The sequence below is a fragment of the Pseudomonas sp. CH235 genome, assembly GCF_004368175.1.
In the GTDB taxonomy this organism is placed as follows: Bacteria; Pseudomonadota; Gammaproteobacteria; order Pseudomonadales; family Pseudomonadaceae; genus Aquipseudomonas; species Aquipseudomonas paraglycinae.
This window is the reverse complement of the sequence record NZ_RRZJ01000014.1, coordinates 1-26,583: the sequence shown is the minus strand read 5'-3', so window position 1 is coordinate 26,583 and position 26,583 is coordinate 1. Positions and strand designations below refer to the sequence as shown.

At 63.6% G+C, this 26,583-nt stretch carries 19 protein-coding genes and 1 pseudogene; 14 read left to right on the top strand and 6 right to left on the bottom strand.

The window, feature by feature from the left end; genetic code table 11:
* Positions 1-684 precede the first annotated feature (684 nt).
* The 12 genes and pseudogenes from EIY71_RS16240 to EIY71_RS16185 form a co-directional block, all read left to right on the top strand.
* Entirely contained in the window at positions 685-1,503 is an 819-nt protein-coding gene (locus EIY71_RS16240; protein WP_085686619.1) for a TonB family protein, read from the top strand.
* 49 nt (positions 1,504-1,552) lie between these two features.
* Positions 1,553-2,257: a MotA/TolQ/ExbB proton channel family protein gene (locus EIY71_RS16235; RefSeq protein WP_085608298.1), complete on the top strand. Its 705-nt coding sequence runs from the start codon at positions 1,553-1,555 to the stop codon at positions 2,255-2,257.
* A complete protein-coding gene (locus tag EIY71_RS16230) occupies positions 2,257-2,658 on the top strand; it encodes a biopolymer transporter ExbD (protein WP_011335072.1) in 402 nt (133 codons plus the stop codon). Before EIY71_RS16235 ends, EIY71_RS16230 begins: the two co-directional genes overlap by 1 nt.
* A 207-nt stretch (positions 2,659-2,865) precedes the next feature.
* Positions 2,866-5,571 (top strand): TonB-dependent receptor, encoded by a 2,706-nt coding sequence (locus EIY71_RS16225; protein WP_166673429.1) that lies wholly within the window; start codon positions 2,866-2,868, stop codon positions 5,569-5,571.
* Positions 5,572-5,681: 110 nt separating this feature from the next.
* Complete coding sequence (locus EIY71_RS16220) at positions 5,682-7,553, top strand: extracellular solute-binding protein (protein WP_134022299.1); 1,872 nt, start codon at positions 5,682-5,684, stop codon at positions 7,551-7,553.
* A 1-nt stretch (position 7,554) separates the two neighbouring features.
* Entirely contained in the window at positions 7,555-8,619 is a 1,065-nt protein-coding gene (locus EIY71_RS16215; RefSeq protein WP_011335075.1) for a microcin C ABC transporter permease YejB, read from the top strand.
* Complete coding sequence (locus EIY71_RS16210; protein WP_085648212.1) at positions 8,619-9,641, top strand: ABC transporter permease; 1,023 nt, start codon at positions 8,619-8,621, stop codon at positions 9,639-9,641. The genes EIY71_RS16215 and EIY71_RS16210 overlap by 1 nt, the downstream gene beginning before the upstream one ends.
* Before the next feature lie 14 nt (positions 9,642-9,655).
* Positions 9,656-11,269: an ABC transporter ATP-binding protein gene (locus EIY71_RS16205; protein WP_134022297.1), complete on the top strand. Its 1,614-nt coding sequence runs from the start codon at positions 9,656-9,658 to the stop codon at positions 11,267-11,269.
* A 119-nt stretch (positions 11,270-11,388) separates the two neighbouring features.
* The gene (locus EIY71_RS16200; RefSeq protein WP_064597927.1) at positions 11,389-11,910 is read left to right on the top strand and encodes a DUF3455 domain-containing protein; all 522 of its coding nucleotides are present in this window, start codon (positions 11,389-11,391) and stop codon (positions 11,908-11,910) included.
* Positions 11,911-11,952: 42 nt separating this feature from the next.
* Positions 11,953-12,486 carry a sigma-70 family RNA polymerase sigma factor gene (locus EIY71_RS16195; protein WP_170928941.1) on the top strand — a complete coding sequence of 178 codons (534 nt, stop codon included), beginning with the start codon at positions 11,953-11,955 and terminating at the stop codon, positions 12,484-12,486.
* Positions 12,483-13,178: an anti-sigma factor domain-containing protein gene (locus tag EIY71_RS16190; RefSeq protein WP_134022295.1), complete on the top strand. Its 696-nt coding sequence runs from the start codon at positions 12,483-12,485 to the stop codon at positions 13,176-13,178. Before EIY71_RS16195 ends, EIY71_RS16190 begins: the two co-directional genes overlap by 4 nt.
* Before the next feature lie 113 nt (positions 13,179-13,291).
* A pseudogene (locus tag EIY71_RS16185) lies at positions 13,292-13,573 on the top strand (phage infection protein); the annotation flags it as partial.
* 81 nt (positions 13,574-13,654) lie between these two features.
* On the opposite strand, the gene EIY71_RS16180 reads toward EIY71_RS16185, so the two are convergent.
* Positions 13,655-14,743 (bottom strand): DUF1615 domain-containing protein, encoded by a 1,089-nt coding sequence (locus EIY71_RS16180; protein WP_134022291.1) that lies wholly within the window; start codon positions 14,741-14,743, stop codon positions 13,655-13,657.
* A 194-nt stretch (positions 14,744-14,937) separates the two neighbouring features.
* Here EIY71_RS16180 and EIY71_RS16175 point away from each other — a divergent pair, with 194 nt between their 5' ends.
* Positions 14,938-16,473 (top strand): FAD-dependent oxidoreductase, encoded by a 1,536-nt coding sequence (locus EIY71_RS16175; protein ID WP_134022289.1) that lies wholly within the window; start codon positions 14,938-14,940, stop codon positions 16,471-16,473.
* Between the two features lie 4 nt (positions 16,474-16,477).
* On the opposite strand, the gene hemB is transcribed toward EIY71_RS16175, so the two are convergent.
* Together hemB and EIY71_RS16165 are read right to left on the bottom strand one after the other, a co-directional pair.
* Positions 16,478-17,452, bottom strand: coding sequence for a porphobilinogen synthase (gene hemB, locus EIY71_RS16170; RefSeq protein ID WP_064380881.1), 975 nt, complete (start codon positions 17,450-17,452; stop codon positions 16,478-16,480).
* Between the two features lie 142 nt (positions 17,453-17,594).
* Positions 17,595-18,293 carry a glutathione S-transferase family protein gene (locus EIY71_RS16165; RefSeq protein ID WP_134022287.1) on the bottom strand — a complete coding sequence of 233 codons (699 nt, stop codon included), beginning with the start codon at positions 18,291-18,293 and terminating at the stop codon, positions 17,595-17,597.
* Positions 18,294-18,588: 295 nt separating this feature from the next.
* On the opposite strand from EIY71_RS16165, the gene EIY71_RS16160 reads away from it, so the two are divergent.
* Entirely contained in the window at positions 18,589-19,263 is a 675-nt protein-coding gene (locus tag EIY71_RS16160; protein WP_085745881.1) for a histidine phosphatase family protein, read from the top strand.
* A 27-nt stretch (positions 19,264-19,290) separates the two neighbouring features.
* Here EIY71_RS16160 and mnmH read toward each other — a convergent pair whose 3' ends face one another.
* The 3 genes from mnmH to EIY71_RS16145 form a co-directional block, all read right to left on the bottom strand.
* Positions 19,291-20,394 (bottom strand): tRNA 2-selenouridine(34) synthase MnmH, encoded by a 1,104-nt coding sequence (mnmH, locus tag EIY71_RS16155; protein ID WP_134022285.1) that lies wholly within the window; start codon positions 20,392-20,394, stop codon positions 19,291-19,293.
* A complete protein-coding gene (gene selD / locus EIY71_RS16150) occupies positions 20,394-21,428 on the bottom strand; it encodes a selenide, water dikinase SelD (protein WP_011335088.1) in 1,035 nt (344 codons plus the stop codon). The genes mnmH and selD overlap by 1 nt, the downstream gene beginning before the upstream one ends.
* 99 nt (positions 21,429-21,527) lie before the next feature.
* A partial coding sequence (locus tag EIY71_RS16145; protein WP_134022283.1) for an autotransporter domain-containing protein occupies positions 21,528-26,583 on the bottom strand: 5,056 nt, incomplete at its 5' end.

Genomic DNA, 26,583 nt, shown 5'->3' with positions numbered 1-26,583 from the left:
TGAATACCAGAACAGATTGTTCGACAATAACTTTCGGGCAGCACATCCGTACAACTTTTGCTGTTCGAAGTTAATGTCCAAAGCGCACCAAAACTGTACTTTCAATCATTACACCGAGCCCGACTTCATTTAGACAAAAACAAGGAACATCGCCTGTGACCCGCTAAAACACTGACCCGCACCAAATCAGTCCGCCACGCACCATCACGCGTCTTGGCCGACACGAGAACAGCCGCTCTATCTCGCTGAACAGCGCGATACCGCGCCAGGCCTGTCTCGCCTTTGAAAAAGCCCTGCAAACAGGGCCGTCGGGAGGTTATGCGCTCATGAAAACCGGCGTGCCTGATGAAACTTATATAAATGCGACATACGTATCATCCGTGAAATAACCGCTACACATTTGTTTACTGTTTGGCACAGCGGTTGCTATTGCATCAACCATGAGGGCAAGAACGATGTTCGCCACTCAATTGCACACTCACTTATAAAAGAACAGCCACGGACCGGATCAATGAACCATCGAAGTCGGCATTACTGAAACAACACGCTGCACAAGCCCTGTTCAATAGATAGTTCAACTATCGGCTTCTGCACACCCGTATGAAAGTTGCGACCACTCACTCGAACAACGCTGTGTTGTTCGAACGGCACCTTATTGCCCTTCATCCACCCGAGGGAGCTTTAATGAACGATGCGGTAAAGCACAGAACGCCGCCGGGGCCAGTACCGAACGCAGCGCTTGCGTCGGTGGCGGGTCGGCCCGTCTACAAGGCCAACACTTCGCAGCCCGGCGGCCTGAACAAACAGCAGATGCTGTTGCTGGTGGCGGTGTCGGCGTTGATACACGGCGGCGCCTGGTGGTTTTTCCAGCAGGCGCGGGCCGAACCGCTGCCGACGCCACCGGAAATTCCGGAAATGACCGTCGAGCTCACCAGCCCGACACCGCCGGCCCCGCCGACACCGGAGCCGCCTCCTCCCCCGCCGCCCCCTCCCGAACCGGAACAACCGGTGGAAGACGAGGACGCGGTCAAGCCGCCGCCCAAACCGGTGGAGAAACCCAAGCCGATCGAAAAACCGAAACCGGTCGAGAAACCCAAACCGGTGAAAAAGGCCGAGCCGCCGAAAGCGCCGCCCGCCCCTGCGCAACCGGCAGCGCCTGCCGCTCCGGCCACCCCGAGTGCGCCTCCTGCACCTGCGGCGGCACCGGGCCCGGTGAAAGAGTCGGCGGCGATTTCCGGCCTCGCCAGCCTCGGCAACCCGCCGCCGGAATACCCGTCGCTGGCCCTGCGGCGCAACTGGGAAGGCAGCGTGGTGCTGCGGATTCAGGTGCTGGCCAACGGTCGCGCCGGTTCGGTGACGGTGACCAAATCCAGCGGCAAGCCGCAACTGGATGACGCGGCGGTCGCGGCGGTGAAGGCCTGGAAGTTCATACCGGCCAAGCGCGGCGACACACCGATCGACGGCTTCGCCACCCAGACCATCGATTTCAAATTGCCGCAATGACGGCGCGACAACCGAACTCACAACCGATTAACGCAAGCGAGGTGTAGCCATGAACGATTCTCTGTCTTCGATGATTGTCCCCGGCGTGCTCTGGGGGCTGGTGCTGTTTTCCGTGGTCAGCTGGGCGATCCTGCTGGTCAAGTCGGCGCAATACTTGCGCCAGAAAACCCAGAACAAGCAGTTCAGCAAAGCCTTCTGGGGCGCGCCGGATCTGCTCACCGCCGCCGAACACGCCAGCCAGTATCCGGGCTCGCTGGCGCGGATCGCCAGCAGCGGTTTTGAAGCCTTGCTGGTGGAAGAGTCCCCGCGCACCACCCAGCAACTGGCACACACCATCAACCGTTCCGACCGACTGGAGCGCAACCTGCGCCAGCAGATCCAGAAGGAACGTCGCTCGCTGGAAAACGGCCAGGCGATCCTCGCCAGTATCGGCAGCACCGCGCCGTTCATCGGTCTGTTCGGCACCGTGTGGGGAATCATGGAAGCCCTGCAAAGCATCGGCGCCAGCGGTTCGGCCAGCCTGGAAACCGTGGCCGGGCCGATCGGCCACGCGCTGATCGCCACCGGTGTGGGGATTGCCGTCGCGGTGCCGGCAGTGCTGATCTACAACTTCTTCCTGCGGCGCCTGAAACTGGCCTCGGCGGACATGGATGACTTCGCCCACGACTTCGACGCCCTCGCCTCGCGCAGCGCTTTCTCCATCAGCCGCCAGGCCATCGCCAAATCCACGGCCGCCGTGCGGGAGGCCAGCTGATGTCCTTTTCCACTCAAGACAGCGATGAAGTGCTCAGCGAAATGAACGTCACGCCGCTGGTGGACGTGATGCTCGTGCTGCTGGTGGTGTTCATCGTCACCGCACCGCTGATGACCAACGCGATCAAGGTCAACCTGCCAAAAACCGACGCCGTCGCTCCCGCCGAAAAGAAGGATCCGGTGGTGGTCAGCGTCGATCAGGACGGCAAGTTCTTCCTGGCCAAGACCGAGCTGGCGCCGGAATCACTGGAGGCCAGCCTCAAGGAGGTCAAGGCCAAGGATGCTGACGTGCGCGTGCAGCTGCAGGCCGACTCCGCCGTGAATTACGGCCAGGTGGCCAAAGCCATGGCGTCCATCGAGCGCTCGGGCATCACCAAGATATCGGTGATGACCACCCGCTGACGGCGGTGCCGGGTGCGCAGTGAGGGACGCGCCCGGCACCGCTCGTTGAATCCCGTCGCAATCGGCCGACCGAAAAACGCAGCGCGTCTTCGGAGGGGATCGGCTTGCTTGAAGAAAGTGGTTTTCGCGGCGCGGCACCACCGTGCTCCGTGCAAAGAGGGCTCACAAGGCCATTTCGATAAACGTCTAACAAAGTCGGAAACAACCATGCTGATGAACACTCCACGCTTCACGCTCAAACCCTTGGTGGCGACGATTTCCCGCCACCGTTTCGTTCCGTTGTACCTGGTGGCCATGGGGATGGGCGCCGGGGTTCAGGCTGCCGAGGACGACAACGGCGTCCCGGCCGCCGCTGCGGTGGTTGCGCCGACCACGCAACTGCAACGGGTCGAAGTGACCGGCTCGGCGATTCGCCGGGTCGATGCGGAAACGGCGGTGCCGATCACCGTGCTCAAGGCCGATGAACTGCGCAAACAGGGCGTGACCACCACCGCCGAACTGGTGCAGCGCATCACCGGCAGCCAGTCGATCAACAACAGCGCAGGCTCGGTCGGCGCGGCCACCGGCGGCGCGTCGTTCGCCGACATGCGCGGCATCGGTGCGAACAAGACGCTGGTGCTGCTCAACGGTCGCCGACTGGCCAACAACGCCCTGTCAGGCACCAACTCGGCTGGCGGCGCGGTGGATCTGAACATGATCCCGTTTGCCGCGATCGAGCGCGTGGAAGTGCTGCGCGACGGCGCCTCGGCCCTGTACGGTACCGACGCCATCGGCGGCGTGATCAACTTCATCACCAAGAAATCCATGACCGACGGCCAACTCACCCTCGGCGGCGAAACCCCGACCCACAGTGGCGGCGGTGCGACCAAGGACATGAGCGCCAGTTGGGGCTACGGCGATCTGGAGCAGGACCGCTTCAACGTGCTCGGCGTGTTCAACTACAACAAGCAGCAGAACCTCGACGCCAACGACCGCTCCTTCGCCCGCGACTATGTCCCCGGCCGAGGTCTCGACCAGACCTCCGGCACCGCGTTCCCCGGCAACTACAGCCAGAACGGCAACGCCACCAACCCGCTGGCCAACAGCAATTGCAACGGCCCCAACCTGGTGGCCCGCGACGGCCTCTGCCGCTTCAGCACCCGCGAATACATCGACCTGGTGCCGCAGACCGAGAAAACGTCGTTCTTCGGCAAGACCACCGGCAAACTGGCCGACGACCACAACGTCAACCTCGAATACTTCTGGTCGCGCAACAACAACGCCATTGCTATTGGCCCGGCGCCATTGACCGGCCTCAGCCTCGACTCATCCTCGCCCTACTACCCCGGCAACGGCATCACCCCGGCGCCCACCGGTTTCGCCCTCGACCCGACGCAACCGGTGGACGTGAACTGGCGCGAAACCGCCGCCGGCCCGCGTGAATCGAAAGACCAGAACACCAGCCAGCGCTTTTTGCTGAGCTTCGACGGTCTGGTTGGCGGCTGGGACTACAACGTCGGCGCCTCGTACAACCAGAACAAGATCGTCTCCAGCGTTACCAGCGGCTACGTCAGCGATCAGGCGATGATCGACGGTCTGGCCAGCGGCCTGCTCAACCCGTTCGGCCCGCAGACCAGCGCCGGTCAGCAATACATCGACCAGGCCGCGTACCACGGCGCCTATTCCACGGCGGTCGGTCGGGTCGCCGGTTTCGACGGGCGGATCAGCCGCGAGATCGGTGACTGGTTCGGTGCCGGTCCGTCCGGCCTGGCCTTGGGCGGCGAGTACCGCAAAGAGAAATTCCACCAGGACTTCGAAGCCTTTGCCGGCGACATCCAGAGCCTGGGCATCGACCCGGCCGGCAGCGTCGAGGGCGACCGCAGCGTGAAAGCCGCCTACGCGGAAATCAACGTACCGGTGCTCGACAGCCTGGAACTGTCCGCCGCTGTGCGTCACGACAAATACAGCGACTTCGGCAGCACCACCAACCCGAAATATTCGTTCCGTTATCAGCCGCTCAAGGAGCTGGTGGTGCGCGGCGCCTACAGCGAAGGCTTCCGCGCGCCGTCGCTGTATGAGTTGTATTCGCCGCGCAGCATCACCTTCACCCAGGGCTACTACAACGACCCGGTGCTGTGTACCGGCGGCGTGGTGCAACCGGGCGGCAACGGCGGGCGCGATTGCGGTCAGCAGTTCCTCAACCAGATCGGCGGCAACGAAGACCTGGCCCCGGAGAAGGCGCGCAACGTGACGCTGGGCTTCGTCTATCAGCCGGTCAGCAATCTGTCCGTGGGACTGGATTTCTGGTGGATTCACATCTCCAACCAGATCCAGCCGTTCCCGGAATCCACCGTGTTCGATCAGGCCGGCAGCTACCCTGACCGCTTCGTGCGCAACGCCGACGGCACGCTCAACTACATCGTCACCGGCAACGCCAACCTCGGCATCGTCGAAACCAACGGCGTCGATGTGTCGCTGGACTATCGCTTCCCGAACACGCCGTACGGTCAATTCGGCCTGGGCCTGCAAGGCACTTATGTCGACGAGTACGACTTCCAGAGCACCATCAAGGGCCCGTTCACCGACAAGGTCGGCGACTTCAAGGGCGACGGTGTGATTGCCCGCTGGAAACACAACCTGACCGGTTCCTGGACCTTCGGTGCAGCCCGCGCGGCGCTGACCAACCGCTTCACCACCGGCTACAACGACTACGACCGCGAGACCAACGCGCGGGTCGCGTCGTATTCGGTGTGGGACCTGTCGGCCGGCTACACCTTCGACAAGGTGCTGGACGTCGATGCCGGGGTGAAGAACCTGTTCGACCGCGATCCGCCGTTCTCCAACCAGGCCTACAACTTCCAGAGCGGTTATGACCCGCGCTACACCGATCCGCTGGGCCGCACGCTGTTTGCGCGCATGACGTACCACTTCTGAGTCCCGGTCGGGGCCGCGCAAGACTCCGGCCGGCCCCTTCCCCTTGCGAATTCGCATCCCGCAGCGGCCTGCCGCCGCTTCGGGTTTTTCCGGCTCAGAGGAACGACTTCATGACATTCATGCGCAACATGGCCGGCCTGCTGCTCGGCAGCGCGCTGCTGTGCAACGCGTCATCTGCGCTGGCCGGCGGCAGCTACGCGATGACGGTATACGGCGAGGCGCCTAAATACCCTGCCGGTTTCCAGCACTTCGATTTCGTCAATCCCGATGCCCCCAAGGGTGGCTCGCTCAGCCGCGCTTCGATGGAGATCGGTCAGTACAACTACATCACCCCGTATGCCGATCAGGGCATTTCCGTGGTGCAGGTCAACGACTGGGTGTATTCGCCGCTGGGGTTCCGTTCGCTGGACGAGCCCTACACCGTCTACGGTCTGGTGGCGCAATCCATGGAGCGCGATCCCGGCGGTGTGTGGGTGCGTTTCAACCTGAATCCCGAGGCGCGTTTCGCCGATGGCACGCCGATCACCGCCGAGGACGTGCGCTACACCTTCGAACTGTTGATGACCAAGGGCAGCCTGAGTTATCGCCAGCAATACGCCGACGTGCAGAACGTGCTGATCGAAGGCCCGCGGCAGATTCGCTTCACTTTCAAGAACAACCTCAACCGCACCCTGGCGCTGGATCTGGCGTCGCTGCGACCGGTGCCCGAGCACTGGTGGAAAACCCGCGACTTCGCCAACGGCGGCGGTTTCGAACCACCATTGGGCAGCGGCCCTTATCGGGTGAGCAAGGTCGATGCGGGACGCAGCATCAGTTTCCAGCGTGACCCGCAGTGGTGGGGCAAAGACCTGCCGGTCAGTCGCGGGATGTACAACTTCGACAGCCTGACCGTGAATTTCTATGGCGACACCGACGTCGCCCGACAACTGCTGCAGGCCGGGGCGTTCGACTACAACCGCGAGTTTTCCTCGTCCGGTTACGTGGTCGGCTACGACAGCCCGGCCCTGCGTGACGGTCGCCTGCAACAGGCGATTCTCGCCCCGGACAAACCGACCAGCGCTCAGGGTTTCGTGTTCAACCTGCAGAACCCGTTGTTCAAGGATCGCCGCGTGCGTCAGGCGCTGAGCCTGTTGTGGGATTTCGAGTGGACCAACAAGCAGATGATGCGCGGCTTCTACGTGCGCCAGAACAGCTACTGGCCGAAGAGTGAAATGGCCGCCACCGCCCTGCCCGACGCCGGCGAGCTGGCAATCCTCGAACCGTTGCGCGGACAGATTCCGGACGAGGTTTTCAGCCGCGTCTATCAGGCGCCGAAAACCGATGGCAGCGGCTACATCCGCGATAAGCAATTGCAGGCACTGAAGCTGTTGGCCGAGGCCGGATGGACGCCGAAAAACAACCGGCTGGTGAACGCCGCCGGCGAGCCCTTCGAATTCACCTTCCTCGACGGCCAGGGCGGTTTCGACCGCATGCTGCTGCCGTACAAACGCACCCTGGCGCAGATCGGCATCACCCTGAATCTGCGGCGTATCGATTCAGCGCAGTACATCAACCGGCTCAACGCCCGGGACTACGACATGATCGTCACCAGTTTCCCGCGTAGCGGCGATCCGATCGTCTCGCCGGGCCGCGAGTTGTACAGCCTGTATGCCTCGCAGAGCGCCACGCAGGTCGGCAGTTCCAATTCGATGGTGCTGGCGGACCCGGCGGTGGACCGGCTGATCGACGGCCTGGTCCAGGCCAATACCCGCGACGCCATGGTGCGTTACGCCCGCGCCCTCGACCGGGTGCTGCAATGGGGTGACTACATGATTCCCAACTACTACTCAAAAGGCACGCCGACGGTGTATCAGAACCGCTTTGGCAGGCCGCCGGTGCAGCCGATTTACAGCGAAGGCCTCGACACCTGGTGGGAGGTCTCGGCCAAGCCGCTGACCAATCAGCAAATGAGTGCCCTGCATCAGCTCGCGGGGGGCCAGTGACATGTGGCGTTATCTGAGTCGACGTCTGTTGCTGATCATTCCGACGCTGCTGTGCATTCTGGTGGTCAACTTCGTCATCGTGCAGGCCGCGCCCGGCGGCCCGGTGGAACAGGCCATCGCCCGCCTGCAAGGCTTCGGCGGGCACAGCATGGGCGGCGCCAGCGAGGTAACCGCCATCGGCGGTGCCGGGCGCAGCAGCCGAGGCCTGGACCCGGCGCTGATCGAAGAGATCAAGCACCACTACGGCTTCGACAAACCGATGCACGAACGCCTGTGGCTGATGCTGAAAAACTACGCGCAACTGGACCTGGGCAGCAGTTTCTTTCGCGGTGCGAAAGTGACGGATCTGATCGTGCAGAAGCTGCCGGTGTCGCTGTCCCTCGGCCTGTGGGCGACCTTGATCACCTACCTGATTTCGATCCCGCTGGGCATTCGCAAGGCGATCAAAAACGGCAGCGCATTCGATGTCTGGAGCAGCACGGCGATCATCGTCGGTTACGCGATGCCGGCGTTTCTGTTCGCGATCCTGTTGATCGTGGTGTTCGCCGGGGGCAGCTACGTCAACTGGTTTCCGGTGCAGGGGCTGGTTTCGGACAATTTCGACAGCCTGAGCCTGTGGGGCAAGGTCGGCGACTACCTCTGGCACCTGGTGTTGCCGGTGACGGCGCTGGTGATCGGCGGTTTTGCGACGCTGACGATCCTGACCAAGAACAGCTTCCTCAACGAGATCAGCCGCCAGTATGTGATCACCGCGCGCGCCAAGGGCCTGACCGAAAGACGCGTGCTCTACGGCCATGTGTTTCGCAACGCGATGCTGCTGGTGGTCGCCGGTGTGCCGTCGGCGTTGATCGAGGTGTTTTTCGCCGGCTCCCTGCTGATCGAAACCATCTTCAACCTCGACGGCCTCGGGCGCATGAGCTACGAAGCGGCGGTGTCGCGGGACTACCCGGTGGTGTTCGGCACGCTGTTCCTGTTCACCCTGTTCGGCCTGTTGATCAAGCTGATCGGCGACCTCTGCTACACCCTGCTCGACCCGCGCATCGACTTCTCGGCGAGGACTGCCTGATGTTCACACTCTCCCCTCTGGGCCGGCGGCGCATCGCCCAATTCAAGGCCAACCGTCGCGGGCGCTGGTCGCTGTGGCTGTTCATCGGGCTGTGCCTGATCTGCCTCGGCGGCGAACTGATCGCCAACGACAAGCCGCTGGTGATCCGCTACCACCATGCGTTCTACTTCCCGATCCTCAGCGATTATCTGGAAACCGATTTCGGCGGGGAACTGCCGTTCCAGCCGGATTACGCGAGCAATTACGTACACAAACTGATCGAGGATCAGGGCGGCTGGATGCTGTTCCCGCCGATCCCGTTCAGCTACGACACGGTCAATTACGACCTAACTGAACCGGCGCCGAGTCCGCCGTCCTCCAGCAACTGGCTGGGCACCGACGATCAGGCCCGGGACGTGTTGGCGCGGGTGATTTTCGGCACGCGGATTTCGATCCTGTTTGCGCTGATTCTCACCGCCGTCAGTGCGCTGATCGGCATCGTCGCCGGGGCGTTGCAGGGTTATTACGGCGGCTGGGTCGACTTGCTCGGGCAACGGGTGCTGGAGATCTGGTCGGGGCTGCCGGTGCTGTACCTGCTGATCATTTTGTCGGGGTTCGTATCGCCGAGTTTCTGGTGGCTGCTGGGGATCATGGCGCTGTTTTCCTGGCTGGCACTGGTGGACGTGGTGCGCGCCGAGTTCCTGCGCGGGCGCAGCCTGGAATACGTCAAGGCCGCGCGGGCCCTGGGCCTGACGGACAGCGAGCTGATGCGCCGGCACATTCTGCCCAACGCCATGACCTCCACCCTGACCTACCTGCCGTTCATTCTGACCGGCGCCATCGCCACCCTCACCGCGCTGGATTTTCTCGGCTTCGGCATGCCCGCCGGCACCGCATCGCTGGGCGAACTGATCGGCCAGGCCAAGCGCAATCTGCAAGCGCCGTGGTTGGGGCTGACGGCGTTTTTTGCCCTGGCGCTGATTCTGTCCCTGCTGGTGTTTATCGGCGAAGCCTGCCGTGACGCGTTCGATCCGCGATCCTGATCCCCGGAGCTGAAATGACCGACAACCTGATTGAAATCCGCGACCTGCGCGTCGCCTTCGCCGGGCACGAAGTGGTGCACGGCGTGAACCTCGACATCCGCCGTGGCGAGTGCCTGGCACTGGTCGGCGAATCCGGCTCGGGCAAGTCGGTGACGGCCCACTCGATTCTGCGTTTGCTGCCGGGCAAAACGGTCAGCAGCACGGGCAGCATCCGCTACAACGGCGTGGACTTGCTGCATGCCAGCGAGCAGCAGATGCGCGGCTTGCGCGGCAACCGCATCGCGATGATTTTCCAGGAGCCGATGACCTCGCTGAACCCGCTGCACACGGTGGAAAAGCAGATCAGCGAAGTGCTGGAGATCCACAAGGGGCTCAAGGGTCGCGCCGCACGCCAGCGCACGCTGGAGCTGCTGGAATTGGTGGGCATTCGCCAGCCGTTGCAGCGCTTGAAGGCCTATCCGCACCAGCTCTCCGGTGGCCAGCGGCAACGGGTGATGATCGCCATGGCGCTGGCTAACGAGCCGGAATTGCTGATCGCCGACGAACCGACCACGGCGCTGGACGTGACCGTGCAGCAGAAAATTCTCGAGCTGCTGATCGAGTTGCAGCAACGCCTGGGCATGTCGCTGCTGCTCATCAGTCATGACCTCAATCTGGTGCGGCGCATCGCCCAACGGGTGTGCGTGATGCGCCACGGGGAAATCGTCGAACAAGCCGACTGCGCAACGCTGTTCCGCACCCCGCAGCATCCTTACAGCCGCCTGCTGATCGAGGCGGAACCGTCCGGCGCACCGGTGCCGAGTCGCTACGATCACAATCTGCTGGAAGTGGATGATCTGAAAGTCTGGTTCCCGCTGCCCAAGGCGTTGTTCAGCCGCACCCAGGAATACATCAAGGCCGTGGACGGCGTGAGTTTCCGGCTGCAACGGGGCAAGACCCTGGGGATTGTCGGCGAGTCCGGATCGGGCAAGTCGACGCTGGGCCAGGCGATTCTGCGGCTGGTGGAATCCGAGGGCGATATTCGCTTCGGCAACAAGCATTTGAGCCTGCTCAATCAGCGCTTGATGCGCCCGTTGCGCCGGCAGATTCAGGTGGTGTTCCAGGACCCGTTCGGCAGCCTCAGCCCACGGATGTCGGTGCAGCAGATCATCGCCGAAGGCTTGCTGACCCACGGCATCGGCACGGCTGAGGAACGTGAGGCAGCGGTGATCCGCGTGCTGGAGGAAGTCGGCCTCGATCCGCAGAGCCGACATCGCTATCCCCACGAGTTTTCCGGTGGCCAGCGCCAGCGCATTTCCATCGCCCGGGCGCTGGTGCTGGAACCGGCGCTGATTCTGCTCGACGAACCGACCTCGGCGCTGGACCGCACGGTGCAGAAACAGGTGGTGGAGTTGTTGAGGCAATTGCAGATCCGCCATGGGCTGACGTACCTGTTCATCAGCCATGACCTGGCGGTGGTGCATGCACTGGCGCACGATTTGATGGTGATCAAGGACGGCAAGGTGGTGGAACAGGGAGCCTCGCGCCAGATTTTTGCGGCGCCGCAGCATGTCTATACCCAGGAACTGCTGAAAGCCTCCGGCCTGGCATTGGCAAAAACCGGGGGTGAGCGGGTTCCAGCCATCTGACCTTCAGTGCTTTCAGATTTATTTTCCGGCCACTGCATCCAAACGCCTCCGTCACGGGTAGTCCCTGTAACAGCCCCCTTTCGGCTGTCAGCGGTTTACCCTTTTTCGGAGAAACACTGATGAACATCACCCAACTGATCGGCTTCACCGGTTTGCTCGCCGTCGCCTCGACAAGCTTTGCCCAAAGCAGTTATCCCGATGCGATCAAGGTGCCGGACGGTCACAAGATCGCGATGGAAACCACCGGGGTCGGCGAGATCACCTACGAATGCCGGGACAAGGCCAATGCCGCCGGCCAGACCGAGTGGGTGTTCGTCGGCCCCAAAGCGGTGCTCAACGATCGCAGCGGCAAACAAGTCGGCACCTACTTCGGCCCGCCCGCCACCTGGCAGGCAAAGGACGGCTCGAAAGTCACCGGCACGCAATTGGCCGTCGCGCCGTCGAGCCCGGGCAACCTGCCCTATCAACTGGTCAAGGCCAACCCCGCCGAGGGCAAAGGCGCGATGAGCGGCGTGAGCTACATCCAGCGCGTCGCGCTCAAGGGCGGCGTGGCGCCGGGCAGCGAATGCACGGCGGCGAACAAGGGCAAACAGGAAGTGGTGAAGTACCAAGCCGACTACATTTTCTGGGCCGCGAACTGAGCCTGACTGGACGTTTGCTCGATGCTTGCTAGATTGCAGGACATGCCATTACCCGAAACCGCGTTCGATTACGAAGCCCGCCTCGCCGCCTGTGCCCGCGGCGAGCGCGGGGCCCTGCGCGAATTGTATGTGCAGGAAAGTCCGCGGCTGCTGGGTGTGGCCCGGCGTCTGGTGCGTGACACGGCGCTGGCCGAAGACATCGTTCACGACGCATTCATCAAGATCTGGGCCGGCGCGGCGGGGTTCGATCCGGCGCGCGGTTCGGCCCGAGGCTGGATGTTCAGCGTGACCCGGCATCTGGCGTTGAATGTGTTGCGCAATCACGACCGGGAAACGCCGTTGAACGACAGCAACGAATCTCCGGCGATTGATGACGACTTCGATGCGCTGGCGCAATCGACCCGCATCCATCGCTGCCTGCATCAACTGGAACCGCAACGCCGCCGCTGCATCCTTCACGCCTACGTCGACGGTTACAGCCACGCACAGATCGCCCAACGCCTCGACACGCCGCTGGGCACCGTCAAAGCCTGGATCAAGCGCAGCCTCAATGCGTTGCGGGAGTGCATGGGATGACCACCGAATCGGCGCAGGAACGCGATGAACTAGCCAGCGAATACGTGCTTGGCACCCTCTCGGCCGAAGCGCGCGCCGAGGTGCAACGGCGCTTGCCCAACGAGCCCGAGCTGCAAACGGCGGTGGATGCCTGGGAGCGGCGTCTGCTGGAGCTGACCGACCTCGCCCCGGCGCATCAGCCCTCGCCGCAGCTGTGGCAACGCATCGAACGCAGTGTCGGGCAACTCACCCATAAGGTGGCGCCCGAGATTTCATGGTGGAACCGCCTGTCGCTGTGGCGCGGTTTGAGCGCTGCCGGGCTGGCCGCGACCTTGTTGCTAGGCTCGATCCTGTTGACCCAAACCACGCCGAAACCGAGCTTTCTGGTGGTGCTGGTCGCCCCGCAGGACAAGGCGCCGGGCTGGGTGATCCAGGCCAGCAATCCACGGGAGATTCAGTTGATTCCGCTTGGCGTGGTCGAGGTGCCGGCCGACAAGGCGCTGGAGTTCTGGACCAAGGCCGACGGCTGGCAGGGTCCGGTGTCGCTGGGGCTGGTCAAGCCGGGCCAGGCGCTGTCGATCCCGCTGGACAAGCTGCCGCCGCTGCAACCGAACCAGTTGTTCGAGCTGACGCTGGAAGGCGCCACCGGTTCGCCGATCGGCAAACCCACCGGGCCGATCCAGGCAATTGGCCGCGCGGTGAAGGTGTTGTGACAAACCATCATCGGCGTCGATGTTCACCATCACGTCAATGAAGTTCTCTTAAAAAATCCCGGGCGTAACATCGGCTCCATACCAAACAAACAACACCCCCGGAGCACACCATCATGAAACGCCAAGTCATCCTCAGCATTGCCTTCTCGGTTCTGGCCTTCAACGCATTTGCCGCCAAACCGGCCCACACCATGATCGCCGAAGGCGGTTCGGATCGTCTGATCGAACGCCGCGTTGCCGAAGGTGGTTCGGATCGTCTGATCGAACGCCGTGTTGCCGAAGGTGGTTCGGACCGTCTGATCGAACGCCGCGTTGCCGAAGGTGGTTCGGATCGTCTGATTGAACGTCGCGTTGCTGAAGGTGGCTCGGATCGTCTGATCGAACGCCGCGTTGCCTGAATGCATGGCTTGATCGCAACAACCCAGAAAAAACCCGGCTCCCGTCAGCCGGGTTTTTTTATTCCCTTTTGATCGTCCTCAGCCCTTGGCCATGCAGCGCCGATAACGCTCGTCGACCCGTTTGGCAAACCACGCCGTGGTCAGTTTGCGGGTGATCTTCGGGCTCTGCAGCACGATGCCCGGCAGCACCGCACGGGGCAATGACTTGCCTTCCGCACGCTCCGCCAGCTCGAAGACCCGTTGATACAGTTTGGTCTCCTCGAAAGCCAGGCTATCGCCCTTCTCCAGTTGATCGCGGATCACCGGATTGCGCATGCCCAGGGATTTGCCGAGGGCGCGCACCGCCAGTTCGGTACTGCCCGGCATGATCGCGCCCGGGCGGATCAGGTCGCCATCCAGCGCCAGCGGAATCCCCGACGCCCGGCTGACCGCGTTCTGAAACGCCGCGTTGCGACTGGCGTACCAGCCGGCGTTGAAATCGGCGAAGCGGTACAAAGGTTCGCGGTAACTCACCGGATAACCGAGCAAATGGGCGATGCCGAAATACATCCCGCCGCGACGGCTGAACACCTCGCGGCGAATCGTCCCGTCCACCGGGTACGGATAGTCTTTGGCATGCTTCTCGGCGAATTCGATGCTGACCTGCATCGGCCCGCCGGTGTGCACCGGGTTGAAACCGCTGAACAGCGTACGGCCCATCGGCACCGAACCGATGAAGTCGTCGAAAATCGCGCTCAATTCCTTTTCGCTGCGGGCGGCGCTCAGGCGTTCGCTGTAGGTCTTGCCGTTGGGCGAACGCACCTGCAAGGCGCCGCTGATCAACAGGCTCGGGATATGCACCTTGGCGGCGCGGCGGTCGATTTCATCACGGGCGATCTTGCCCAGTCCGGGCACCGGCGGATCGACCTGAAAGGTGGATTCCTGCTCGGCGACGGCCAGCACCGAACACAGATTCTGTGTGGTCGGGCTGATGCCCTGGGCGGCGAACGCCGCGTAGATGTCAGTGGCCCAGCCCTGACGGTCGACGGTTTTTGCCGGCAGCAGGCGCACGATCTGCGCCTTGACCTCGGCGGGCGGGCGCGGCGCCGGTTCTTCGCTGCGTTGACCGGCGCAACCGGCCAGTACCAGCAGCGCGGCGAGGCTGACGATTAATCGAGGGGTGTGCATAACGCTTCATCCAGTCCGTTGAGCCGGGTTAACCCTACGCTCAATCGCAGGGTGCAGGATAGGACTGCGGGCCGGCGGCGCTGTTCCATCGCCCCGTTTGGCAGGCCGACTGGCCGCCCTCGCCGTCTGATCCATACTTGCTGCTGCACACTCAGTGGCAAGTCTTGGATCAGGACACGCGAGGAGGACAGACCATGAACCGCAGTGATGTTCTGATCATCGGCGCAGGCCCCACCGGACTGGTGCTGGCCCTGTGGCTGAGCAAACTGGGCGTGCGCGTGCGCATCATCGACAAGGCTTCCGCTCCGGGCACCACGTCGCGGGCGCTGGCGGTGCAGGCGCGCACCCTTGAGCTGTACCGGCAACTGGATCTGGCCGATGCGGTGGTACGCAATGGCCACCGGGTGGCGGCGGCGAATTTCTGGGTCAAGGGCAAACCCGTGGCGCAGCTGCCGCTGAACCGGATCGGTGAAGGCCTGACGCCCTATGCCTTTCTGGAGATGTACCCGCAGGACGAACACGAGCGGCTGCTGATCGACCGCCTCGAAGACTACGACGTGACCGTCGAGCGCAACACGACGCTGGAGAGTTTCACCGAAAACGGCGACGGCCTTACCGCGCATTTGCGCCTGCCGGATGGCGAGCAGGAAATCTGCCAGGCCTGCTATCTGGCCGGGTGTGACGGCGCCCGTTCGGTCGTGCGCAAAACCCTCGACACCGGTTTTCCCGGCGGTACCTATCAGCAGATTTTCTATGTCGCGGATGTGCGGGCCAGCGGTCCGGCGCTCAATGGCGAGTTGCATCTGGATCTGGATGAAGCGGATTTTCTGGCGGTGTTCCCGCTGGCCGGCGAAGGCCGTGCGCGGTTGATCGGCACGGTGCGTGACGAACGTGCGGATCGCGCCGAAACCCTCGAGTTTTCCGATGTCAGCAATCGCGCCATCGAACATCTGAACGTGCACATCGAGGACGTCAACTGGTTCTCCACCTACCGCGTGCATCACCGGGTGGCGGATCACTTTCGCCAGGGCCGGGCGTTTCTGCTCGGCGATGCGGCGCACGTACACAGCCCGGCCGGCGGTCAGGGCATGAACACCGGCATCGGCGATGCGATCAATCTGGCGTGGAAACTCGCGGCAGTGCTCGGCGGCGCGGCCACGCCCAAACTGCTCGACAGCTACGAAACCGAACGCATCGCCTTCGCCCGGCGACTGGTGTCGACCACCGACAAGGTCTTCAGCTTCGTCACCGCCGAAGGCCGCATGGCCGATCTGTTGCGCACGCGACTGGCACCGTTCCTGATTCCGAAAATGGCCGCGTTCGAGACCAGCCGCGAATTCCTGTTTCGCACGGTGTCGCAAATCACCGTCAACTATCGGGGCATGACGTTGAGCGAAGGCGTGGCCGGGCACGTCCACGGCGGCGACCGCTTGCCGTGGGCCCATGATGGCGAGGGGGACAATTACGAGCCGTTGCGCCACCCGTGCTGGCAGGTGCATGTGTACGGCGACACCAGCGACGAGATGATCGCCTGGTGCAATGAACATCACTTGCCGCTGCACGTGTTCGACTGGCGCCCGGCATTTGAAACGGCGGGCTTGGGGCGCAACGGCTTTTACCTGCTGCGCCCGGATACCTACGTGGCGATTGCCGACAACAGCGCGGATCCGAAGGTGATCGAACGGTATTTCCGTGATCACGGGATCCGGCCGTTTTTCAGTTGTCCCTGAAGGATCAGATCCCGGCCAGGGCCAGGTCCATCGCAAAGTAGGTGAAGATCAGATCCGCGCCCGCGCGCTTGATCGCACCGAGGCTTTCGCGCACCACGCGATCTTCGTCGATGGCCCCGGCCTGGGCGCCGAACTTGATCATCGCGTACTCGCCGCTGACCTGATACGCCGCCAGCGGCAGGTTCGAGGCTTCGCGGATGTCGCGGATGATGTCCAGGTACGCGCCGGCCGGTTTGACCATCAGCGCGTCGGCGCCTTCCTGCTCGTCAAGCAACGATTCGCGCAGGGCTTCGCGGCGGTTCATCGGGTTCATCTGATAGCTTTTGCGATCGCCCTTCAGCGCGCTGCCGCCGGCCTCGCGGAACGGGCCGTAGAGCGCCGAGGCGAATTTGGTCGAGTAGGCCATGATCGGAATCTGCGTGAAGCCGGCGTCGTCCAGTGCCCGGCGAATCGCCCGCACCTGGCCATCCATCGCCGCCGACGGCGCGATCACGTCGGCACCGGCACGGGCTGCCGCTACCGCTTGCTTGCCGAGGTTGATCAGGGTCTGGTCGTTGTCGACTTCATGGTTGTGCATCACGCCGCAATGGCCGTGATCGGTGTACTCGCAGAAGCAGGTGTCGGACATCACGATCATGTCCGGCACGGCGTCCTTGGCGATCCGCGACATGCGCGACACCAGACCGTTCTCACGCCAGGTGTCGCTGCCGTTGGCGTCCAGGTGATGAGACACGCCAAACGTCATCACCGACTTGATCCCGGCCCGGGCGTAACGCTCGATTTCGCCGGCCAGTTTGCGCTCGGGAATACGCATCACGCCGGGCATGCTCTTGATCGGCACGAAGTCGTCGATCTCTTCTTCGACGAAGATCGGCAGCACCAGATCGTTGAGGGAAAACTCGGTTTCCTGGAACAGGCTGCGCAGGCTCGCATTGCGGCGCAGACGGCGTGGACGTGCTTCGGGGAACTGACTGGACATGGGGCCTTTCCTGAAAACAGCGGATGAGACGAAAGTCGTAGGGGGCGAAGCTTATGCCTTGCGAGGGACGGGGTACAAACCTGGATCAATCAACAGTGCATTACCGGGCACGCAACAATCTGCGCACCCGGCTGCAACAGGGTCAGGAAGGAATGGTCAGCCCGCGCACAACGGCCGGCCGCGCCAGGAAGCGCTCCAGTACCCGGGTGACGTTCGGGAAGTTGTTGATGCCGACCAGATCGCCGGCTTCGTAGAAGCCGATCAGGTTGCGCACCCACGGAAACGTGGCGATGTCGGCGATGGTGTAGCGCTCGCCCATGATCCAGTCGCGCCCTTCCAGGCGGGTGTTCAGGACGCTGAGCAGGCGGCGGCTTTCTTCGACGTAGCGGTCACGGGGACGCTTGTCTTCGTAGTCCTTGCCAGCGAATTTGTTGAAGAAACCGAGCTGGCCGAACATCGGGCCGATGCCGCCCATCTGGAACATCAGCCACTGGATGGTTTCGTAGCGCAACGCGCCTTCCTGGGCCAGCAACTGGCCGCTCTTGTCGGCGAGGTAGATCAGGATCGCGCCGGACTCGAACAACGGCAGCGGTTTGTCCTCGGGGCCGTGGGGGTCGATGATCGCCGGGATCTTGTTGTTCGGGTTCAGCGACAGAAATTCCGGAGACATCTGGTCGTTGGTGTCGAAGCCCACGCGGTGCGGCTCGTACGGCAGGCCGATCTCTTCGAGCATGATCGAGACCTTGACGCCGTTGGGGGTCGGCAGGGAATAGAGCTGAATCCAGTCAGGGTACTGCGCCGGCCATTTCTGGGTGATCGGGAACGCGGACAGATCAGTCATGTGTAGCATCCAGTCACAAAATGAAAGGCCTGAGCATAATCCACGATCAGCGCTCTGGCTCGGGTTCTTTACGCCTCCCTTGGCAGGCTTACTTAAATCCGCAACATCCTGTGGTTAACCTTCCCTCCAACCGCACAGGCTGAACGGTAAAGTGCGGCGCACTCAAGCGGATCGAACCAAACGGGCCTCAGGGGGCTCCAAGCAAGCCAGTGATGACAGGGAAAACACCCGGCGCCCACGCACCGGTGCAGAGGTTTGTCAGCCTTAACCGAACAGACTGAAGACGCCTTATCCCATGACGAACTTGATGAAAGTCGCCAACCGCTTCAAACATCGCGCGTATGTGGCCCTGCCCACCCTGCTGGCAGTCAGCGCGCTGTTCCTGTCGCTGGAATCCAGCGAAAGCCGTGCGCAACCGGTGGACGGCACCCAGACCCTGGTGTTCCTGCGCCATGCCGAGAAACCCGCCGGTGGTCTCGGCCAGCTCAACTGCCAGGGCCTGAACCGGGCGATCGACCTGTCGACCCTGCTACCGGAAAAATTCGGCAAGGCCGACTATGTGTTCGCCGCCAACCCGACGCGCAATGTCGAGGAAGGCGAGCTGGACAACTCCTACAGCTACATCCGCCCGCTGATGACCATCAGCCCGGCGGCGATCAAGCTCGGCCTGCCGGTGAACATCGAGTTCTCGGCCAACGACACCAGCGACCTGGCCCGGGAACTGACCGACGACAAGTACCACAACTCGACCATTTACACCGCGTGGTCCCACGGCTACCTGCCGGAGCTGATCAACAAGGTCGCGGGCAAGGCCGTCGGCGAGAAGCAGAAGATCACCGAAGATTGGGAATCCAGCGATTACGACTCGCTGTACGTGCTGACCCTGACCTGGCACAACGGCAAGGCCAGCCTTCAGAGCCACAGCTACAAACAGGGGCTGGATAACGGCCAGGAAAGCTGTCCGACCTGAGTTTGCCCGGGGCCCGCTCGGGCCCCGTCAGGCCTTGGGTTTATCGCGTTGACGCAAGTACTCGATAACGGCCTGCCGCTCCCCGGCAAACTCGATCCGCCCGCCCTTCTTCTCGCGCTGGAACACATACATCGGGTCGTAATACTCGCGCAGCAAGCCCTCGATCCACGCGCGATGCAAATCCACCGCCCCGCTGCGGCCCTGCTCCGCCAGCGCCTCCTCCATCAACTCCCGCATCCGTCGATGCCGTTCGCCGCCCAGGCGTTTGTGCACGTTGTCGAGGCTGTCCAGCAAGCGCTCGGAAAACCGCCCGAAACCCTCGTCCCCATGCACTGCCTGAAATTCGGCGGACAAATCCACCACGTAATCGCGCAGGATCCGCTCGACGCGCTGCTCGAAACGATCTTCCAGCCAGACCATCGGGTATTGCTGCATGCCCTGATACAGCGACAGCGGCAGCGCGCAGCTCCCCACCACCCGACTCTCATCCTCCAGCACAAACTGATCGATGCCGGCGGCACGTTTTTTCAGGAAGTCGATGGCCAGCCGGTTCTCGAAATCGATGTTCGACGGCTGACCGGTGGCGCGTTTGCCGAAACTGGAGCCCCGGTGATTGGCATGGCCTTCCAGATCCACGCTGTTGCGCAGTTGCACCAGCACTTCGGTCTTGCCGGTGCCGGTCATGCCACCCAGCAGCACGAAATCACAGTCGGCCTGGGCCGATTCGAGCGTGTCGATCAGAAAACCCCGCAGCGCCTTGTAGCCACCGCCGATACGCGGGTAGTCGATGCCGGCTTCGGTCTTGAGCCACTGCTGGACAATCTGCGAACGCAAGCCGCCACGAAAGCAATACAGATAACCCTCGGGATGCGTCCTGGCAAACGCCGCCCAGGCCTGGAGGCGCTCGGCCTTCACCGCGCCGGACACCAGTTGATGGCCCAGTTCGATGGCGGCCTGCTGACCGTGATGCTTGTAGCAAGTGCCGACCCGCTGCCGCTCGATGTCGTTCATCAGCGGCAGATTGACCGCCCCGGGAAACGCGCCCTTGTGAAATTCGACCGGCGCACGGGCGTCCATCAGCGGCCGATCGTTGAGGAAGATGTCGCGGTAGTCGGTGACGTCGATGGACATCAATTCACCTCGACCGCGTGGCTCTGTCGCCCGATCAACTCACCGATCGGCTCAAGCGCGAGGCCGAGTTCGGCAGCGACGGCGAGGAATTCGGCATTGCCTTCGGGGGTCACGGCCACCAGCAATCCGCCGCTGGTCTGCGGGTCGCACAGCACTCGCTTGTGCAATTCCTGCACCCGCCCGACGCGGCTCGAATAGCTGTCGAAATTGCGCAAGGTGCCACCGGGCACGCAGCCCTGTTCGAGGTAATACTCGATGCTCGAAAGACGCGGCACCCGGTCATAGAAAACCCGCGCCGTCAGGTGACTGCCGTCGGCCATTTCCACCAGATGCCCGAGCAGCCCGAACCCGGTGACGTCGGTCATGGCGGTGACCCCGGCCAGCTTGCCGAAACGGCTGCCGGGCTTGTTCAGCGTACACATCCAGTCCCGGGCCACGCCGATGTCGTCGGGGCGCAGCTTGCCCTTCTTTTCGGCGGTGGTGAGGATGCCGATGCCCAACGGTTTGGTCAGGTACAGCAGGCAACCGGCGGTGGCGGTGTCGTTGCGTTTCATGAAGCGCTTCTCCACCAGCCCCGTGACGGCCAGACCGAAGATCGGCTCCGGCGCATCGATCGAATGCCCGCCGGCCAGTGGAATCCCCGCCGCATCGCACACCGCGCGCCCGCCACGAATCACGTCTCGCGCCACTTCCGGCGCCAGCACGTTGACCGGCCAGCCGAGGATCGCAATCGCCATCAACGGATCGCCGCCCATGGCGTAGATGTCACTGATGGCGTTGGTGGCGGCGATGCGGCCGAAGTCGAACGGGTCGTCGACGATCGGCATGAAGAAATCCGTGGTCGACACCACCCCGCGCTCGGCATCGATCTCATACACCGCCGCATCATCGCGCGACGCGTTGCCGACCCACAGTTTCGGATCAAGGTTCTGCGCCCCGCTGCCGGCCAGAATCACCTCCAGCACCTTGGGCGAAATCTTGCAGCCACAGCCGGCGCCGTGGCTGTATTGGGTCAGACGGATGGGCTCGGTCATGGGGCAGTCTCCGGGAGGCAGTGGGGGGGATTTTAGCAGAGGGGTCGGCGGGCAAAAAAAAGCCGCCCTTGCGGGCGGCTGAAGTGCTTCGCTCCTGAATCAGAACCCGAGGCTGAAGCTGATGGTCATCGCATGGTCGTTGCTCTCGTTCGACAGCTGCCCCGAATAGCCGATACCGAGCTTGCCGGTCGGGCTGATCTGGAAGTCCACGCCTGCTTCGACCACCGCGCTGTCCTTGGCAATCGGTACGCCCTGGGTGTTGAACGAGGCGCCGCCGTCGATGAAGGTCAGGTCAGCGTCAGGTTTGGTGTCGCCGAAGGCATGCCGCCAGCCGAGGGCCGCGCGCGGGGTAAACTGCCCACCGTTGGCCAGGGTGATGACCTTGCCGGCGCGCACGCCCAGGGTCGAGAAGGTGATGTCCTGATCGGACTCGGCGCGCAGGCGCCCTACTCCTCCTTTCTCCTTGGCCTTGTCGCTGTCGTAGTTGACGTACGCCAGGCCGGCGAACGGTTCCAGGGCAATCCCGGCCGCTTCGATGGCATAACCGACTTCACCGAACACTTGGACGCTGCGGGCGTCGTAATTGGCCTTCAACCGATCATTGTAGGCGCCGACGCTGACGTCGCGCTTGGTTTCGATATCGTGCCAGCTGTACGCCGCGCCAAGGCGCACCGCCAGGGCATCGAATTGCGAGTTGAGGTACGCCGCCAGGTGGTAGCTCTCGACCGTGGCATTCGAGCGACGATCATGAGCATCCAGATCGCTGCGGGTGTAACCGGCGGCCATGCCGACGCGCCATTGGTCGTCGATCTGTTTGTCGGTGCCGAGCATGAAGCCGCTCAGGTTGCGATCCAGCTTCGCACTGTTGCTGTCGCCATCCGACTCGCCCCAGGCGCCGAGTGCGCGGGCCCAGCCGACCATTTCGCCGTGGCAGCCGTTGCTGCTCAGCTGGTTGTCGCTCGGGGCCAGGGCGCGGCGTGGATCGTCCGGCGCGCTGCACGACGGCTGGCGCATACGGTCGTTGACCGCATCCCGCACGTAGCGCGAATCCTCGAGAACTGCGCTGGCGGTACTGGCATGGATTTCCCCCGACAGGCTGTCGAAGGCGTTACGTGCCCCGGCCACGCTGAGGTTGACGATTTCGTTCTGCAACGCACTACCCGCCGCGCCGTTGCGCATCAACGCCGAAGCGGTGTTGCGCTGGTTGCCGGTGGCGGCGACGTCGACGAACGAGTTGCCGTTGCGGCTGACCACCAGGTTCACCGCGTTCGGGTCATACACCAGCGCAGTATTGAGGAACGCGTATTGCGGCAGGTCGGCGGCGCTGAAGGTTCCGGTCACTCCGCCACCGGCGGTGATCAGCGAGTACACGGTATTGCCGGTGAACGGTGCCAGGCTGTTGACCTGCAGACCACCGCTCAGAGTCGCGGTACCACCGACGGCCAGCGGAGTGGCGGTCGGCGAGCTGACAGTCAGGGCCAGCACACCGTCGGCGGCGTTGGTCAGGTTGCCGGCGACACTCAAGGTGCCGTCCTCGCCACCGGAAGCCACCACGCCATGGTTGACCACCGAACCGACGCTGCCATTACCGCTCAGGCCCGCGCCATTGGCCACGGTGACCTGCCCGGCGAGGGACGCCCGCGCCGCGCGGCTGCCGACTTGCAGTACGCCCTGATCCACCGCCACGGTGCCGCTGAAGGGTTGATCACCGGTCAGCAGCAAGCGCGCGGCACCGCGTTTGGCCAAGGCGCCGATACCGCTGAGGCGACCGTTGAACTGGCCGTTGGCGTTCTGCTGGAACACCAGCGAGGCGTTGTTGTGGATGTTGCCTTGCAGGCTGGTGGTATTGCCGATCAGCGTACCGCCGCTGACCGTGGTCCCGCCGCTGTAGGTGTTGGCGCCGCTGAGGACCAGAGTGCCGGAATCCAGTTTCTCGATACCGCCACTACCCACCAGCGGTGCGGAGATTTCCGCACTGCCACCGGCATTCACCCGCACCGGCGCGAGGCTGCCGCCCGGGCCGTTGACCGGTGTCAGCGTACCGCCAGCACCTGGAACCAGGCTGTAACCGCTGGAGAGGAACTGCAACCCGGTAAAGTTCTGATTGCCTTGCACCGTGACTGTGCCGCTCTGCCCGCCGAACACGGCGAACTGACCGTTCGACGCCAACGCCTGAGTACCGCTCGGATCGGTCCAGTTGGTGCCCGGCCCCCACACGCCGCTGCCGCCACCGATGCTGCCGTCCGGGTTGGTGGTGCCGCCGTTCCAGAACTGCACTTCACCCGGGGTGTTCTGCACCAGCAGGTTGACCTGATTGGCCAGCGCGGTCTGCAGGGTCAGGTTGGCCGCCGACACCGGCAGGCTGCCGTAGACCAGACCGTTGTCGGTCAGGCTGCCGCCGTAGCTGAACAGTTGATAGACCCCGGTGCCGAAGCCGCCGGCATTGCTGATGTTCAGCGTGCCGTCGAGGGTCAGGTTGCCGGCGACGTTGACCACGGTTGTGGAACTGGCGGCCGAGCCGAGGGTGAAGTCCAGGTTAGTGCCCGACGACAACGCCAGCGAACCGACCGACAACGGCGTTGCAGCGCCGCCGCCCGTCAGCGTCGCACCGCTGGCCAGTTGCACGGCGCCTGCGAACACGCCGCTGCCGCCGACCTTCGCCCCGCTGGCCACGTTGACGTTGGCACTGTTGAGCACACCGTTGACGTTCAGCGCACCGGCCTGCACCGCAGTGTTGCCGGTGAAGGTGTTGTTGCCGGTCAGCAGCAAGGCGCCGGTGCCGGTTTTGTTCAGAGTGCCGGCGCCCGTCAGATTGCCGGTGTAGCTGCCGTCGCTGTTCTGCTCGAAGGTCAGCGTCGCGTTGTTGGCGATGGCGCCTTGCAGGCTGCTGGTGTCGCCACGGGTGCTGCCGCCGTTCAGCGTCGTACCGCCGCTGTAGGTATTGGCACCGCTAAGGACGAGGTCGCCACTGCCGTTTTTCACCAGACTGCCGCTGCCGGTGATTGCACCGAGCAGCGTGGTGTTCTGGTTGCCGGCCAGGGTCAATTCCGCACCGAGGTTGATGGCATTGGCCAGTTGCAGCGCAGAGGTACTGTCGAGGGTGCCGTTGCCCAGCACGCTGAGGACGCCGCTGCTGATCGCGCTGTTGTTGCCCAGGATCAGCGAGCCACCCGAGAGCTGGGTACCGCCGCTGTAAGTGTTGCTGCCGTTGAGAGTCAGGCTTGAGGCGCCGGTCTTGATCAGACTGCCGCTGCCGCTGACGACACCGTCGAGGGTCAATGCGTTGGAGCCGGCGACGGTGAGTCCGCCGTTGAGCACCACGGCGTTGGCCAGACTGACCGCTGCGTTGCTGTCCAGCGCCGTGCCGTTGGCGGCGGTCAACACGCCGGTGCCGAGGGCTGAGTTGTTGCCGACCACGATTTTGCCGCCATTGAGCGCGGTGCCGCCGGTGTAGCCGTTGGCGGCGTTGAGCACCAGGGTGCCGGTGTCGTATTTGCCCAGTGTGCCGGCGCCGTTGAGCGCCACGCCCACGGTGGCGGTGACGTTCGGATCGACCCGCACGGTGGCATTGCCCAGCGACCCGTTGACCAGATTCAGCGAACCGGCCGTGCCGTTCTGCAGGCTGTAGCCATCGGTGACGAACTGCATGCCGGTGATGGTTTGCGCGCCGTTGACGGTCACGGTGCCCGCCGTGCCCTGGAACACCGCGAAGCTGTTGGTCCAGGCCTGATTGGTGGTGCCGTTGACGTCGGTCCAGTTGGTGGTGCCGGTGCCCCAGGTGCCGCTGCCGCCATCCACCGAACCGTTGGCGACCAGTTGGTTGCCGTCCCAGAACTGCACGGTGACGCCCGGTGCGGTGACCAGCAGGTTGATCTGGTTGGCCAGTGCGGTTTGCAGGGTCAGGTCGCCCGGAGTGACGCTGCCCGGCACGGTGCCGATCAGCATGCCGTTGTCGGTCAGGCCACCGGTGTAGTTGATCAACCGGTACACGCCGCTGCCGAAACCGCCGATGTCGCTGACGTTGAGGGTGCCGTCCAGGGTCAGGTTGCCGCCGACGTTGACCAGCGCGTTGCCGCCACCGGAGACCGGTGTGCCGAGGCCGACATCGAAGTTGGAATTGGCGTTGAACACCAGCGAATTCACCGACAGCGTGCTGCCGGTGGCGCCGGCCAGATGACCGCCATCCGCCACGGTCACGGCCCCGCCGAGCGAACCGCCGCCGGTCAGGGTGCCGCCGCTGTTGACCAGCACGCTGGCGCTGTCCAGCGAGCCGCTGACGTTCAAGGTGCCGGCGTTGACCGTGGTGTTGCCGGTCAGGCTGTTGAGGCCGGTCAGGGTCAGCGTGCCGGTGCCGAGTTTGCTCAACTCGCCGGTACCGGTGAGCACGCCATCGAAAATGCTGCTGGCGTTGTTGCCGCCGATGCTCAGCGTGTTGCCGCCGCCGATCAGTGCGGTGCCGCTGCCGGTCAGGCTGGCGAGGCTGCCGGAGCCGCCGAGATTGAGGGTCGCCGCAGCGCCGAGATTGACTCCGGCGTTGCTGCCCAGTGCCGAGTTGCCCAGGGTGGTCAGGCTGCCGGACTGCACGTCGAAGGTGCCGCTGAAGGTGTTGTTGCCGGACAGCGTCAGGTCGGCCAGACCGTTCTTGGTCAGGGTACCCGCCCCGGCGATCACGCCGCCAAGCGTCAGGTTGTTGTTGCCGGCCACGCTCAGGTTGGCATTGACGTTGACGTTGTTGGCCAGCACCAGCGGCGCCGTGGTGTCGAGGGTCGACGCGCCCGCCACGGTCACCGCGCCGGAACCCAGGCTCGCCGCGGTGCCGAGGGTCACGGTGCCTGCGTTCAGCGTGGTGCCGCCGCTGTAGGTGTTGATGCCGTTGAGGGTCAGGTTGGAGGCGCCGTCCTTGATCAGGCCGCCGGTGCCGCTGACCACGCCGCCGAGCGCTACGTTGCTGGTGCCGGTGTTGGTCAGGTTAGCGTTGAGCACCACGTTGTTGCCCAGCGACACCGAGGTGTTGCTGTCCAGCGCCGAGGCGCCCGCCACGGTCAGGTTGCCCAGACCGAGAGCGCCGTTGCTGCCGGCGGTCAGGGTGCCGGCGTTGAGGGTGACGCCGCCGAGGAAGTTGTTGGCCCCGCTCAGGACCAGGTTGGCCGCGCCG